The following is a 15,763-nucleotide window of genomic DNA, read 5'->3' as shown; positions in this document are numbered from 1 at the left end:
CAGTCTCGGCTACGTCCCACCTGCCGAGTTCGCCGCCCGCTATCATCCAGCCTAGAAGTGACTTGCCTGCTGGTCCTGCGCTTTGGGTTCACTCCAGAGCGCTCCTGCGGATGACCGACCAACCGCGAGACTCGTCACGTCGCGGGCGTGAAGCGAGCGACCATCTGGCAACGATACGGCAGTGTCAGGGTCAGTCTGAAAAGCTGCTTGCCAGTCATCACACAGCGAGTCTACCCCCTGCAATTCGCCCTGTACGCGTTCTCCAGTTGTCAGAGTCAAGGCAATAGGAGTGCGTAAGGAGATGAGGTCGGCCATAGTTTGAGGGTGCGTGTCCTTTGGAGTGGCGAGATACCAGATCAGGCTCATGACCAGCGAGGCGATGACACCGGCCACAACTTTATTGGCCTTCATGGGATCACTCTAGAGCACTACGCCTGTCAGTTTCCTGACCTTGACTGCTCCTGTCTGCTCTTTGCAGTCCTTATGAGCCGGTCAGTTGGGCAAGAGGTAGGCGGTGCGGGCTTGGCCTGAAGTGACCGGCGAGTTTCGCGCCACCATTCTCTTCAGTGATTTACCCCCTGCTGTCCTAACAAACGCTCAAATGAAGCGTGTTCACGTGATCGCCAAAAGCCGACGCAGGCCTGTGGCCTTGTGCTAAACTGGGAATGCTTCTGGGCTACAGGACGCGCCGTAAGAGCGTAGAGCCCTAGACAAGCGAAAGAACCGCGTAGGCCCCCGCAAATGCAGGCCCTGTCACTCGCTGACCGACGCCGCACTGCGCTGAGGCTACGCCCCGTCCTGAACAGGTGCAAAGTGCCGAGAAAGAAACAGGAGCGCCCAGCGCCCACCGACAGTCAAGTTGCTGCTTTGCCCGTTCCGACCAATGTGGACGAAAAGAGCGCCGAAGCCGCCAGCCGCAGCCTTCAACAAGCCGCGCCGCGCCGGAGGAGCAACGCCACTTCCAAGCCGAGTGCCGAAGTGATTCCCCCACAAGCCCTCCAGCAAGCAGAGTCCAGCAACTCCAGTGGGCCAAGCAAAAAGGTGCCGAGCATCCCTAAAACCAATTCATCCAAAACCAAATCCGCCCGAACCAAACCGACGATGCAGGCTGAGCCGCTCCCCGCCGAGCTGCTGCCTGAGTTTACCGCCGCGCCATCGCCCAAGCCAAAGGGCCGCAAAAGCAAGGCGCAGGAGCCAGAGAGCCAAGTTCTAGAAAACCGAATTGAAGCTGCTCCAGCTGTGCAAAGCAAGCCAGCCAAAGCCTCCAAGCGCTCCCCAACCAAGCGTGGTGAAGGTGCGGAAGCGTTTCTGAGCGCAGTGGTCAGTGAGCCTGAAGTCGCGCCTGCCGAGCCCAAGACGAGCGCTGCGCCCCAAAGAAAAGGTCGCCAAAAAGCGGGAGTACAGCCTAAACTTCCAGAGCCGGAGCAGCCCGCGCAAATGGTTCAGGCGCAGCTTTTGCCTGAGCCGGTGTTGGCCGAACCCGTGATTGCGGACATGTCACCAGAGCCTGAAACTGCTCAAGTGCCCGTGATAGCCGGAACGCCCAAACCCAAGGCGGCCAGTCGTCAACGCCGCACCGCGAAATCTGCTGGTGCGCCTGAGGTTGAAGCGGGCGCTGCTCAAGCGACAATGTCCCTGCCTCAACTGGCCGAGCCTGAGCTGCTGCCCATGCCGGCTGACGAGCAGTCCAGCCCGCCTAAACGTGGGAAGCGCCGTAAGGTCGCCGAGCCAGCTCCTGAAACCCAATTTGAAATGGCACCCACCACTCAGCCCATTCCTGAAACGCCGGAAGCCGCTCCAAGCGAAGAAGTTGAACCTGTGGCCGCCGAACCCGCTCTGGAAGCGCAGCCGCCAGCCGAGGGGGTTCCTGCCGAAGCAGACCTCGACGTGACCCAAGTCCGCAGGCGTGAGCGCACACCCAAAGGCACCCGCCTCAAAAGGGGAGAGCGGCCAGCAGCGGCAATAGTCGACGCGCCGCCCGAGTTAGACGCCCAAGTTGCCCAACCCCAACACACTGAAATCGGCCAGCCTGTTCAAGTTTCGGCGGCTCACGCTGTCAGCCCCGAAGCCAAAGAACTGATCATCGAGCAGCTTCACAAGCTGGGCCGCCCGGTGCATGTCCGTGATTTCGAGCGCACCTTTACCCGTCAGGGCCGTGAGAAATTGGGCGTGCGGCGCGACCTCGCGGGCCTTTTAGAAGACCTGACCCTCAGCGGCGACGTGATTCGCACCCGCCGCCACACCTACGGATTGCCTGAAGCCATGAACTTGGTACGGGGCCGCTTTCAAGCGTCGACTGGCGGGTTTGGTTTTGTCATCCCCGATTCGGGCGGCGACGACTTTTATATTCGAGAAGGCGAAACGCTTGAAGCCTGGAACGGCGACATCGTGCTGATTCGCCCCGAGGGCCGCAATGGCGGCAATGACCGCTATGAGCGCGGCGGTGGCGGAAACCGCAGTCGCCGCGACAGCTCGCCCCGCGCCGCCGTGGTGCGCATCGTCAGCCGCGCTTACTCGCAGCTCGTCGGTTCGCTCGATCACCAGGCCACTTACGCTTTCCTCAAGCCCGACGACCACCGTGCCCGCCACCGCATCATGCTGATGCCGGACGGCACCGAGGGGCTTCCCAACGGCGCGAGAGTCGTGACGCAACTGTTCTGGCCCGAAGATACCGGCGAAGACGAAGTGTACGGCGAAATCGTGCGGGTGCTGGGCAACGAGGACGATCCTGCCACCGAAACCCAAGCGGTGATCGTTAAGTACGGTCTGCGCGACGAATTTCCTCCGGAAGTTTTGGAGGAAGCCGAGCGCATTCCCCGCAAATTGCCCGACTCGGCCCTGCGCGAGCGGCTGGATTTGCGCGACTATCACATCTTCACGGTCGACGGCAGCGACGCCAAAGATTTCGACGACGCCATTCACATTCAGGCGACGCCGGAAGGTACCTTCGTGGTGGGCGTTCACATCGCTGACGTGAGTCATTACGTGCAGCTCGGCACCCCGCTCGATGAGGAAGCCTACGCCCGCGCCACCAGTGTTTACCTCCCCGGCGCGGTGCTGCCGATGTTGCCCGAACACCTCAGCAACGGGGTGTGCAGTTTGGTAGAAGGCGAAGACCGCCTGACCATGAGCGCCATGATCGAGCTGTCCGGCGACGGTGAAGTTCTCAGCACCGCTTTTACGCCCAGCGTGATTCGCAGCAAAGCCCGCCTGACTTACGACGAGGTGCAGGCCTACTCGGAAGCGGTGGCGACCTTGCAGGGCAGCGCCCGCATCTTGGAAGGCGACTTACATCTGCTGCTCAAAATCACGGCCAAGCTGCGCCAGAAGCGGTTGCGTGAGGGTAGTCTCGATTTCAAGTTGCGCGAAGTCAAAGTGGACGTGGACAAAGACGGCCACATGCAGCTCATTCCGCTGCGCGAAGAAACCGCACGCGGCATGATCGAAGACCTGATGCTGCTGGCCAACAAAGCCGTGGCGCATTTTCTCCTCGAAAAAAATGCGCCTACGCTGTTCCGCATCCACGAAGAGCCGACGATGGCCCGCTTTCAAGAAGTCAGCGGAGCGATTGGCCGCATGGGGTTGGCTTTCCCCGGCGGCGAGCCGACTCCGCAGGCTTACCAATCGGTGCTCAAGGCCGTGCGCGGCACCAGTCAAGAAAGTGTGGTCAATACCCTGCTGCTCAGGAGTATGCAGCAGGCCAAGTACGCCGAGGAAAACCTGGGTCACTTCGGCCTTGCCTTCGAGGAGTACCTGCACTTCACCTCACCGATTCGCCGCTATCCCGACTTGCTGGTTCACCGGGCGCTCAAGGCGGCGCTGAGCGGTCCCGTCACCGACCGGGTACGGGCCGACCTCGCCGCGCCGCTGACCGAGCAGGGCCGTCACACTTCCGAGCGCGAGCGCAACGCCAGCGACGCCGAACGCGACCTGACCAAGTATTACCAAGCCAAGTGGGCGCAGGAGCACTTGGAAGAAAGCTTCGAGGGCCGCGTCTCGGGCGTGATCGCTTCGGGCCTGTTTGTGGTCCTGGAAAACGGAGTGGAAGGCCGCCTGCACATCTCCAACCTCGGCGACGACTACTACTTTTATATCGAAGACGCCAGCATCCTCAAAGGCCGCACTTCTGGGCGCATCTACCGCATTGGCGAGAACATCAACGTGACCATCAGCGGTGTGAATCCGCTGGCCCGCCAAATTGACTTCACTCAAGCAGAACAAACTCAGGAGAACAGTATGGACGGCAACGACAACCGCCCCCGCGCTCGCCGCCGCGAAGACCGCGAAACGCAAAAGCGCGAGAAACTCAGCAGCTTCTTGCCGCGTAAAAATGGCGAGGCAGAACCCCAAGCCGCCCCCGACGACGCGCAGGAGCCGCAAGACCAAGCTCAATCGGCGCAGTCCCAGTCGGCCCAATCCCAATCCACCCAGCCTATGCAGTCGGCCCGCCGTGAGCAGGGCAGTGGCCCGCGCCGTGACAGCCCCCGGAGTGACAGTTCGCGCAACGATACTTCCCGCACTGATAGTCCTCGCAGTGACAACCCCCGCACCGATACCCGCCCGGAGCGTCCGCGTCAAGGCGGCGTGCAAAGCGGCACTCAAAACGCCAGCGGCCCGCGCACCGGCGGCTATCGCCGCCGAGTCGTCACCCTAGACCGTCCCCGCAACGAGCATTTGCGCCCCGTGAACGTCACGGTTCAGCGGATGTATTTTGGCGATTGGACGCTGGAGAACATGCCGCCCGACGAGGGGCCGGGCCGTGAGCAAGGCAGCTACCGCAGCGGCGGCGCTCAGCAGTTTCGGGGCCGCAGCCAAACTAGCGGTGCTGGCGCAGGTACGCGCAGCGACACCCCGCGCAACACCCGTCAGCCCCGTAACGAAGCCCAAAGCCAGCGCCCCCAGCCTGCCGCTAGCGCAACTGCCACTGCTACCGGCGATACTGCCGAGAGTGCCGCCGACGAAGCCCGCCGCCGCCGCCGCCGCCGTGGCCGACGCGGAGGCAACGGGCCGAGTTAAATTCTGTGTAAGTTTTTAAGCCCAGTCAAAGTGCTGGGCTTTTTTTGTGGCGAGTGGCCAGAACAGGGAAGACCAGAATTTTTGCCCTCTCACCACTTGTACAAGTACCCCACCGAAAACCTGGTGCCGAGGCCCGACTGCACACCGAGGGTCAGGCTGTTGTTGGCGTTGAAGTTGTAGCCGACCGTCAGTGAGGGGCGCACGGTTTGCAGATCAAGGCCGCTGATCGGGGTGCTGACCTTGAAGGTAAAGCGGTTGTCGTCGGTGGTGTAGGTGGCGTCAAACAGACCTTTGCCGGTCAAGTCCACTTGGTACTGAACGTAAAACTGCTTGGAGAGGTAGGTGCCCACCGTGAATTTGGCGTCGAGGTTGCCCTCTGGGGTGATCAGGTTGCTGGAAATGCGGAAGACGTCCACGCCCAGAGCGCGGGCGATGTTGCGCTGGAGTTCGCTGAGCACGAACAGATTCAGCGCGGTGCTAATGGCGCTCTGGCCGAGTGAGCCGATGTTGCTGCCCACCGTGGTGATATCGGGCGTGCCGAGGGCCAAGAGTGAGTAGAGTTCGGCCTGCGAGTAGTCGCCCGCACTGGTGCAGGTGGTGCAGCTCAGCTCGGTGTCGAGTTTCAGCGCCCGCGCCCCCGACTGCACCACGAAGGAGCCGTCCGATTGAAGCTGCACGCCGATGGTTTTGCCACTCTGATCCGGCACCCGGCCCTGCGCGGTGACGCTGAACACCGGATACAAGCTGCTGCCGTCGAAATTGGCCGAGGCATTTTGCAAATTGAAGTTGTTGTCGCGCAGCAGCAAATTGCCGCGCAAGCTCTTGACGTTGCCGCTCAGTCTCGGTGAAGCGCCCGTGCCGGACAAGGTGAGCGAGGCCGAGAGTTCGGCTTGGGCCAGATTCTCGTCTACCCGAATGCCGTTGGGCGCGGTGATGGGAATGTCTTGCAAGACGACGCGCTGAAGAAAGGGGCTGACCGGCTTCTCGCCTGTTTTGCTGGGGAAGACAGTGAGTTCGTCGGGCAGTGGGCTGACGAAGTTGCTTAGAGGGTCGTTGCCAGTGGCGCTGCTGACGGTGCCGGGCAAGCTCGCCGCACCGACCCGTCCCAAAATCAGCCGATCAAAGCTGGCCTGGCCGCTGACGACAATCTGCTCGCCCAGCGATTTGGCGCTCAGCGCGGCATTGAGGCTGCTTTCGCGGGCGTAGATGCTGCGGACCGGCAAGTTGTAATTTTGGGCGACCACCTTCAGATCAATGCTGGGGCTGACTTGCCCGCTCAGACTCAGCGTTCCGCCTTGCTGAGCAGCGGCGGTAGCCGTCCAAGTGCCCTGATTCTGGGCGTTCCGGCCCTGCCCCTGCGTCAAGCTGGCGTCCAGGGTGCCGAGGTTGCCGAGCAGGTCGGCGCTCAGGGTGCCTTGGTAGCGCAGCACGGTGGCGCTGAGCTGGCTGTTGGCAAACTGTCCTGAGGCCCGCAGTGTCCCCGCCGTACCCAAATTGCCCGACGCCTGCACGGCGGCCTGCGCCGTAAACTGACCGTCGTTGCCGAGTTGTCCGCTGAGGCTGGGCACCTGCACGTTGATGCCGGAAACGCTGCCCAGTAAATTCGAGCCGCTGAGGGTGGCGGTGGGCTGCTCATAAGTGCCGCCCACATTCAGCGTCAAGCTGCCTTTGAGTGCCGGAGCGACGCCGCTGAGGCTGGGCACGAAGGCCAGCACCGGCGTAAAGGTGGTGTTGATAAAGGCCGCCTGCAAATTGACATTTTGGCGGGTGTACTCTCCCGAAATGCGCCACTGACCCGCGCCGTCGAGCTGCAACTTGAATTGGCGCAGCTCGCGGTTGCGGAAGTCTATTGTGCCGGAGCCGATGAGTGTGTCTGCCCCCGACGTGACCCGCACCCGTTCGGCCACCACATTCAGGCTGCCCGACAACACGTCCGAAAGTGGCGCGTCAAGGCGGGCGATGCCGGTCACGATGCCGTCGCCGGGGAGTTTGCCGGTAAAGCCGGAAATGATGTTGCCCAGCGGCAGCGCTTCGAGCTGGCTGCGAACGCTGAGCTGCCCATTCGTGACAGCCCCGAAGAGCGTGGAGCTGCCCACGTAGCCGCGCAGACGCCAGTCGCCGCCCGCCAGCGTGCCGTCGATCCGCGCCGGAAAGCTGGCGTTGCCCAGCTTCAGGGCTTTGGACGAAACCGCGAAGCTGCCGCTGTCTGCGCTGAGCGTCAGTTGTCCGCTGATGGCCCCGCCGATGCCCTGAGCGAGTTTGAGCTGCGCCAAATCAAAGTTGGAGACGCCCACCTGAATTCGGTAGCCCGCCTCACTGGGTTTGAGGGCGGTGTAGTTGCTCAAAATGGGCGCGAGATCGGCGATGCCGCCGTCACCGCTCACGTCGGCGCGGCCCATGTCCGTGACCGCCTCGCCGTCCAGCGTGAAGTTCTGGCCCGCCAGCGTCACTGTGCCGTTCAACTTAACGGGCAAGTTGGAGACGTTCAGCGGCAAGTTTTCCAGCTTGAGCTGCCCGCCCGCGCCGCTGTCGTCTAAGCTGACATCCGCCAAAATCCGGCCCTGATCTTTGGTGAGTTGGCCTTTGAGGCTGCCGCTCCAGCGCCCACCCGCCGCATTTTGCTCGGCGCTGAGCACAACTTGGCCGTAAGGCGCGGTGACATTGGCCTGCACTTGCCCTTTGCCGTTGGCGAATTTGACTTGGGCAGAGCCGGAACCGGTGAGCGGCAACTCAAAATAAGGCAAAACTGCTCCGCTGCTGAGATTGCTGAAGCTGAGGCTGGCCGAGCCGCTGAGTTTGTTGTCGAGTGCCCCCACCGCGCTGACTTGCCCGCTGAGGTCGCCGATGTGCAGGCGGGCCAGATCGAGCTGCTCTGCACTGATTCTGAAAGTCTGGCCGTCATAACTCAAATTGCCGCTCTTCACGCCGTCTGACAATTGGAGCTGAGCACCTTTCAAGTTGCCCTCGCCGTGCGCCGTCCACTCGCCGCGCCGGAAGCTGAGCTGGGCTTGCGGGTTGGCCGCTTCTCCGCTCAGGCCCAAGTCCAGTTCACCTTCCGGCCGGATGAGGCGGCCTTCGCCTTCCCAGACATAGCCACTCCCTGTTTTGAGTAGGCTCAGGCTACCGCTGGCCCGCGTGGTGGGGCCGTCCTGAAGGGTGAGGCGTGCGCCGCCGCTGCTGGCCGTCAGTTGAGCTTGTGCGCCCACCAAACCCAGTGTGCCGCTGAGCCTCGGGGCGGCAAACGGCCCCGAGAGGCTCAGCGGCGTGCCCGCGCTCAGCACGGCTCCCACCCCGCTGATGACCGGCCCGCCGCTGAGCGAGACCTGGCCGCTCCAACCGCTTTTTTGAGTGGCCGCTACGTCGAACGCTCCTGCAAAGCCTGCCGCCGTCAGTTGCCCCGCCGCCGTGAGGCCCGCCGCGCCGTAGGTCAGCTTGGCCGCGCCGTTGGCCGCGCCCGCTGCGCTGACTTGGGCGCTGATTTCGCCGCTGTTCTGTCCACTCAGGTTGGCGTTGCCGCTGGCGGTCAGATCAAGGCCCGCTGCCGCCGCTTTGAGATTGGTGAACCGCAGTTGCTGGCCGTCGAAGCTGCCGACTGCCGCGCCGTTTTGGCGCACCTCGCCCCGGAGTGCGGTGAGCGAACCGGAAAGGCTCAGCGAGGTGGTGGGGAGGCTCACCCCGCTGCGGCTGAGCTTGCTGAAGGTGCCGCTGGCCACCAAGCGCAAATCGGTCAGCGGCCCGCTCAAGCTGGCGTTCAGTTGTCCGTTGCCCTCCGCGCCGATCAGGGCGAGCGGTGTCAGGGTGGCGCTGGCCTTCACCACAGGGTTGAGGCCAGTAAGGCTGAGTTGCCCGCTGCCGAGGCTGCCGGCGCTGAGTTGGTACGAGCCGTCGCCGCTGCCGATCAGCTTGACCGGTTCGTTGAACCCGAGTTGGCGCAAACTGACGAGGCGGGCGGTGGCCTCTCCGCTGAGCTTGGGCCAGACGCCGCGCAGATCGAGGTTGAGCCAGTTGCTGCCTTTTTGGGCACTGTCCGTTTTGGCCTGCGTCACATTGCCGTAGAGGTGAAGCTGAGCTGTTTGCTGGGCAAGGTTGAGCTGCGCCGCGTCGGCATAAACCGTGCCGCTGTAAGGGCCAGTCAGAGCAGCTTTGAGGTGAATTTGCGGGTCTTGCAACTGGCCCGACACAGTGGCCGTGGCCTCGCCTTCAGGCCGCGTGGCCCGCAGCACGCCGCTGAGCGTGGGATTGGAATAATCGCCGCGCAAAACGAGGTCGCCGCTGGCCGCCGTGACGCCGTACTGTTTTAAAGTCAGACCGCTGGCTTTGATTCGCAGGCCATTTTGAAAGCTGCCGGTCGCGCTGAGATCGCCGCCGTAAGCCCGCCCGGTCAAATCGGCCCGCGCCACTCCGCCGCTGTAGCGGGCTGAGCCGCTGACGCTGAAGTCTCCGACGGCGCTTTGCTGGCCGCTGAGCGAGAGGTTTTGAGCGCTCAGGCTGATCAGACCTGCCGAAGTGGAACCGCTGGCCTGCGCCGTACCAGACAAGCGCAGCGAGCCGACCCCCAGCGAGGGCGGCAGCAAGCGCGAGAGCGTGACCCCAGCCGCGTTCAGCGAGGCCGTGAACTCAGCGCCGCTCAGCTTTGCCGAACCCTGAAGGGCTTGGCCGTTTAAGCTGAGCTTGGCTTGCCCCGCCGCATACTCGCCGCTGAGGTCGCCGCTGAGTTGCCCGTCGGCGTCTTCGAGTTGCCCGCTGAACTGAGCGCTGAGGTCGGCCCAACTGGAGCCGCCCAGGTCGGCTATTCCGCTGAGGCGCAGGAGTTGTGGCCGCTGCCAAAACGCGCCGATGTCCAGAGAAGCCAGTTTGAGGCTGCCGTTGGGCGAAGTGGGCAAGCTGGCTGAAAACTGGCCGCTGAGCTGAGCTGGGCCGAGGCTGGCCTGCACCTTCAGCGGGCCGTTGCCGCTGAGTTGGGCGCTTAAAGCTCCGCCCGGCGCGTCACCCACCACGCTCAGCGCTCCGCCCCAGCCGGTCTTGGCGTTCCAGCTCAGCGGGCCATCGAGTTGCAATTTGGTGTCGCCGTTTCGGTATGGTGCGTGCAGAGTCAGGTTGGCAGTCTGAAGGTAATTGGGCGCGTCGGTGCGGCCCCGCGCCACTCCGGCCAGCGGCCCGCCCTGCGCCGTCACCACGAAGTCTTGGCCTTTTAACACCGCATCCAAGCGCGTTCCAGTCAGGCCGAAGCCCAGCACGTCCGAAGTCAGCACGCCGCCGAGCGCCAGTCGGGGAGCCGCGTAAGCTCCCGACGCGCTGAGGCTGTAGGTGCCGGGGGCGTAGGCCGTTAGGGTGGCGCTGCCGCTCAAATCAAGCGCCGGATAAGCTTGCCCGCTGAGGCTGGCCCGCGCTGAGCCGTCACTGGGTGAGTTGCCGAGTGGGCGGCTCAGTTGAGCGTCTTGAAGAGTGACGACGCCGCTCTGATAGGTGGCCGGGACTTCAAAAGCCACGCCCGCAAAGTCGCCGCTGGCCTGCGCCGTGAGCTTGCTGAGCGTGCCGGAAAGCGTTCCGGCCACTTGGCCGACTTGTCCGGTCAGAGGCTTGAGATCGGCGGCGTTGAAGGTGCCTTCCACCGTCCACTCGCTCGCCGCCTTCTGAGCACTTAAATCGAGATTCAGGCCGTCCAGTACGCCGCTGAGACTGGCGATCTGGGGGCTGAGGCTGGCTCTTGCTGTCACTGAACGGCCCTGAAGGGGGCCGGCGGTAAACGTTCCGGCGGCTTGGGCCATCCAACTGGTGTTGGCGTCCAAGCTGCGGGCGTCCCCTGTGACGGTGCCGCGCACGCCGCCAACTTCAAAAGTAGCGTCGGCCTGTGGGTACAGCGACCCTGTGACCGAAAGCGCTTGCCCGCCCAAGGTGCTGCGGAGCGCGGCGCTGAGCTGGCCCCCACGCAGATTGAGTTGGCCCCGTGCGGCCTGCTGATTGAGGCTCAAATCCACCTTGGCCTCTCCGCTGGCCCGTGCAAAGTCAAGGCCGGGCACGGTCACGTCGGCCCGGAGCTGGCCTTTTAAGTCGGCCAAAGAGGCATTCAAAGTTTCCAAGACCGGCCTGAGAGCTTGAGCGTCCAGCACCGCGTTTTGCAGGCGCAGGTCTTGTCCGTCGTAACTGATCGGCAGCCGCGAAGTCGGCAAAGTCAGCAGCGCTTTGGCGGTGAGCTTCCCGCTCCAGCCGACCTGTCCGCTCAGGCCCAGCACTTCACCTTGCCAGCGCCCACCGCTGAGGCTGAGCGCCGCACCGCTCAGGGAGAGTTGGGCACTCAGCACGCCCGGCACGAGGTTGGTTTTGACGCTGGCGGGCAACAAAGTGGGCGGCAGCGCGGCTTCCAACTCGGCCAAATTCACCTTGAGTGTGCCGCCAAATTCTGGCAAGACCTTGACTTGACCCGCCAAAAGTGTACCCTGCGGCGCGGCGCTGAGCGTCTTTCCATTGCCGATCAAGCGCAAAGAACTGGGCTTTTTATTGATGGAGTAGCGCACGCGGGTGTCGCCGCTCCAGTTGGCGCCCGCGTAACGCAGTCCGCCTACCTTGACCGACAGGGGAGAGAGCGACGCCTCCAGCGGCAAGTCCTGCGCCGGAAGTTGGGCGCTGAGCGCTCCGCTGCCGTACTGCTGGGCCTTGAGCCGCACGCTTCCCAGCAGCTTGCTGCCGCTGCCGCTGGCCTGTGCGCTGAGATACGGCCCGTCCACCTTGAGCTTAAGATCGCTGAGCGCCGTGGGCAAGTTCAGCCGCCCGCTGGCGTTGATTTGGTGTTGATAGAGCGTGCCGGAGGCCGTGAACCGTCCGTCTTTGGCCTTCACATCAAGCGGCCCCAGCTTGGCCGAGCCGCTGAGCTGGCCGTTTTTGGCACTCAGTTTGCCCTGCAAAGTCTGGCCCGCCACTTTGAAGTTTTGGGCGTCCAGCGTGAAGCTGTTCAGCGAGTTGACTTTGATGTCGGCCTGTCCACCTTGTCCGTCGCTGGCCTTGAGTGTGCCGATCAGGGCCGCTTTTTGGCCGCGCACTTGGCCGCTGACATTCACGCCGCTTAACAAGCCGCCGACATCTAAAACGTAATCGAGGGTGCGGGCGTTGGCGCGGCCTGTGGCCGTCAGGCCTGCGCCGCTGAGGTTGACCTTCAGGGCCGTCCAAGGGCCGGAGGCGCTGAAGGCGTACTCGCCGAGCTGGCCGGCTGCGCTGAGGTTGCCGCTGTAATCCGGTTTCCAGGTGGCGTCGACGCGGACTTGCCCGGCCTGTCCCGCCGCGCTCAGCGTCTGCTGACCCCGCGCCGAGACTTCGCCGCCCTTGTACATCAGGCCGAGGTCGCCCCAACTGCTGTTGAGGGCCAGCGTGGGGGTCAGGCTGCCTTCCAGCCGCAGCGCCTGAGACGGCAGGGCCACGCTGCCGGTGTCGATGGCGCTGGTTTGACCGGAGGCCCGCACCCGCAGGTCGCCGTAAGAACCACTGAGCTGGGCGCTCACGGTTTGCGGGCCGCCCACGCCGCGCCAAGTCACTGGGCCGGAAAGCTGAACTTGCGGATAGACTTGGCCGCTGAGCTGCGCCGTGAGGTCGCTGAGCTGGCCGCTCAAGTTGGCCGACACCGCACCGTTTTGCCGGGTCAAGGTGCCGCCGACCTGAGCGCCCGCGAGGCTGGCTTGCAGCTTGGCCGTGCCGCCGAGTCCGGCCAGATTGAGCTGGAGGTTGCCGCTGAGTGCGGGCGTGCCCACGCCGAGCAGCGGGCGCAGCGCCGCCAAATCCACTCCGCCGGTGACGTTCCAGTTTTGGCCCTCGAGGCTGCCCTGAGCACTCTGCTTGCCGGATTGCAAATTGAAGTTGACGCCGTTTGTGCTGCTCAGACTCAGCTTGCCCGCGAGGTCAGCCCCGTTGACTTGGACCCGCGTCGTGAAGGGCGCTTGCAAATCGCTGAGCGCCTGCACCCCCACGCCGCGCACGGTGCCGCTGAGTCTGGCTTGCTGCCCTTGGCCCGTCGCCACCACGTTGACGCCGTTGCCGCTGGCGGTCAGTCGCCCCGTTACGCGGCGGTCGGTCAGGCGGTAAGCCGCTTGGCCGCCAATGCTGAAATCCTGCACCTTCAGGTGGTCGGCTTTGAGGCTAAAGGTATCGCCGTTCCAAGTCAGGCGCTGCTGACCGGCTTGCCAAGTGCCTGTGCGGGTCAGCCAATTGAGCTTGACGGGGCCGCTGAGCGCACTGGAGACGCTGGGCACCTGAGCGCTGAGCTGTCCGCTGAGGCCTTTGGTGAGGTCAATCGCCCCGCTGCCGTTGGCGCTGATCCCCACCAAACCCAACCTGTCAGCTCGCCACGTTCCCACAAATTGCCGGTTGGTGCTCACGGAGAGCGTGCCGCCTCCCGCTTCGTCCACACTGGCCTGCAAGCCTGAATCATTCAGTTTGCCCTGCGCCGCCAACGTCAATGGCCCGATTTTGACGCCCTGAGCTTTGAACGTCAGATCGTTGAGCGGCCCACTCACACCCAGCACGCCGCCGCCCGTTTCGCTGAAATTGGCCTGCACCCGGCCTTGCTTGAATTGCCCTTGACCGTTCAGGGTCAGTGGCCCGACCTTGACCGCTTGGGCCTTGATCGCCAAGTCGTTCGGCTGGCCGCTGACCGCGACTTTGCCGGTGACGCCGTAAAGGCTGGGTTCAAGCTGAGCGCTGAGCTGCAAGCTGGCTGGATTGAAGTTGGCCTGAACTGGCCCGCCGATGGCCCGACCTTGTAAGCTCACTTGATTTTGCGCGCCGAGTTTCCCACTCAAATTCAAAGGTTCCTTGAGAAGTTGCCCGACGAGGCTAAAACGTCCCCCCCGATTCGCCGTCCACTGGCCCGCCAGCTTCTGCACTTCGCCTAGCAAGTTGGTGGTGGCCTGCATGCTGGCTTGGCGGGTGTCGGTGCGGTAATTGGCCGCCCCGTTGACAATCAGGCCTGCGGCTTTTAAGTTGCTGGCGATCACGCCAAACGTTTCACCGTTCCAGGTCAGGCGTTGATCTCCAGCTTGCCAAGTGCCTGTGCGGGTCAGCCAATTAAGCTTGACCGGGCCGCTGAGCGAACTGGAGACGCTGGTCACCTCGGCGCTGAGTTGCCCGCTGAGTCCCTTGATGAGATCAATCGCGCCGCTGCCATCCGCCTTGATGCTCGCTAAGCCCAACCCGTCAGCCTGCCACGTTCCAACGAAGCGGCGGTCAGTCTCCACCGAGACGGAGCCGCCCGCCGATTCGTCCAAACTGGCCTGTAAGCCTTTTTCGTTCAGGCGGCCCCGCCCACTGAACGTCAGCGGCCCGACTTTGAGTTGCGAAGCGCTCAGCGCCAAATCGTTGACTTTGCCCGCCACCGAGAGCCGGCCCGTCAGGGTGTAAACGTCGGGGCGCAGCGTCGCGCTCAGCTCGCGCTGGGTGAGTTGATAACTGGCTTCCACCGGCCCGCCGAGGCCCGTGCCCGCCACTGTCAGTTTGTTTTTGGCATTGATCTGGCCGCTCAAGTTGAGCGGCTTCTGGGCCAGGCGGCCGCTCAGCGTCACTGCGCCGCTTTTGTTGAAGGTCCAGTTGCCCGCGATCTGCTGGCGTTCACCCAACAAACGGGCCTGCGCTCCGAACCGCAAGGTGTTTTGCTGGATGTGCCCTTTGGCAAAGGCGAAAGCGTAATCGGCTCCCAGCTCACGGTAAGGAATATTGACGAATTGGCCCTGAGCGCTCTTAAGCTGGGCGCTGGCCTTCACGGTCTTCCAGCCGCTGACCTGCGCCGAGAGCTGCACTGCGCCGCTGGCAGGCAACTTAAGCGCTTTGCCCAAAGCGGTCAAGGTCGGGCTGGCTTGGGCCCTGACCTCAAAGCGCTGGGCGGCCAGATCCACTTTGGCCTGCGCCGTGACGGGGCCGCCCAAGCCTTGCCCGCTGATTTGCCCCTGAATCACGTCGCCCCGGTGGGTGAACCGGCCTGAGACCGGCCCAATTTCCACGAACTTGGCTTCAGGAACCCGCACCGCGCCGCCGACCAGTTTAAAATCGCCTTCCAACTGGCCGCCGCTGAGCCGGTACTGCCCCGTGACCCGGCCCGCCGTAACGCCGCCGGGCCGCCAGTAAAAATTGACCAAGCGGGCGTCGGCTGTAAAGTCGGCTTTGCCACTCAGCTCGCCGTTCTTCTCGGCGTAGTTCAGGGCCGCGTTCACGTCGCCGTAGTCGGTTTGCCCGCTGAGCTTGAGTTGGCCCTGATTGTCGCCGGTGCTGCTGCCCGACACGGCAAAGTGCCCGTTGGGAATCTCCATTCCCTTTCCGTTGAAGTTGAGGCGCACATCTTTGATGGAGACGTTTCCCGGCAAGATAGTCAGCGGCAAACTGGGCGTTGCCCCCGCGCTTTTCTTGAACAGGTCTTTGAGTGTCAAATTGATGACGCCGCCGCTGAGGGCCAGATTCAGCCGCGCCGTTTTGTCGCCGAGGCTCAGCGCCGCGAGGCCCACTTGGGCTTGCTCGGCCCGTACGCTCACCCCCGGCCCCTTGACACTCAAACCCTGCGCCGAGACGTTCCACAGCGGCCCGCTGACGGACGCCGCCGAAAGCTGATAAGGTCCGCCCACTCTGGCCAGCAGGGCTGGGCCGTAAAGGGCCGGGCCAAACGCGATCAGCAGGAGCGCCGCCACCAGCAACACAGCAAAAATTTGAGCGAGGCGGCGCAGAATCACAGCGCTCATTCTAAGGTCTGCGTGATGAGCCGAGTGCGCCTCATACT

At 63.6% G+C, this 15,763-nt stretch carries 3 protein-coding genes; 1 reads left to right on the top strand and 2 read right to left on the bottom strand.

The window, feature by feature from the left end; all coding sequences use genetic code 11:
• Positions 1 to 51 precede the first annotated feature (51 nt).
• A complete protein-coding gene (locus FNU79_RS09650; RefSeq protein WP_143720635.1) occupies positions 52 to 411 on the bottom strand; it encodes a hypothetical protein in 360 nt (119 codons plus the stop codon).
• A gap of 1,218 nt (positions 412 to 1,629) precedes the next feature.
• Between FNU79_RS09650 and rnr the strand changes: the two genes are divergently transcribed.
• Positions 1,630 to 5,016, top strand: a complete 3,387-nt coding sequence (gene rnr / locus FNU79_RS09645; protein ID WP_404825783.1) for a ribonuclease R — start codon at positions 1,630 to 1,632, stop codon at positions 5,014 to 5,016.
• A gap of 89 nt (positions 5,017 to 5,105) precedes the next feature.
• Here the strand turns inward: rnr and FNU79_RS09640 are convergent, their stop codons facing one another.
• Positions 5,106 to 15,725 (bottom strand): hypothetical protein, encoded by a 10,620-nt coding sequence (locus FNU79_RS09640; protein WP_143720633.1) that lies wholly within the window; start codon positions 15,723 to 15,725, stop codon positions 5,106 to 5,108.
• Positions 15,726 to 15,763: the final 38 nt, after the last annotated feature.

Source organism: Deinococcus detaillensis, from assembly GCF_007280555.1.
In the GTDB taxonomy this organism is placed as follows: Bacteria; Deinococcota; Deinococci; order Deinococcales; family Deinococcaceae; genus Deinococcus; species Deinococcus detaillensis.
Note: the sequence above shows the minus strand (reverse complement) of the source record. Positions and strands in the feature narration are given on the sequence as shown.

What these genes read in the sequence shown, in the direction of transcription:
- FNU79_RS09650 (WP_143720635.1), bottom strand. Translation starts at nt 411, where the DNA reads ATGAAGGCCAATAAAGTTGTGGCCGGTGTCATCGCCTCGCTGGTCATG.
- rnr (WP_404825783.1), top strand. Translation starts at nt 1,630, where the DNA reads ATGTCCCTGCCTCAACTGGCCGAGCCTGAGCTGCTGCCCATGCCGGCT.
- FNU79_RS09640 (WP_143720633.1), bottom strand. Translation starts at nt 15,725, where the DNA reads ATGAGCGCTGTGATTCTGCGCCGCCTCGCTCAAATTTTTGCTGTGTTG.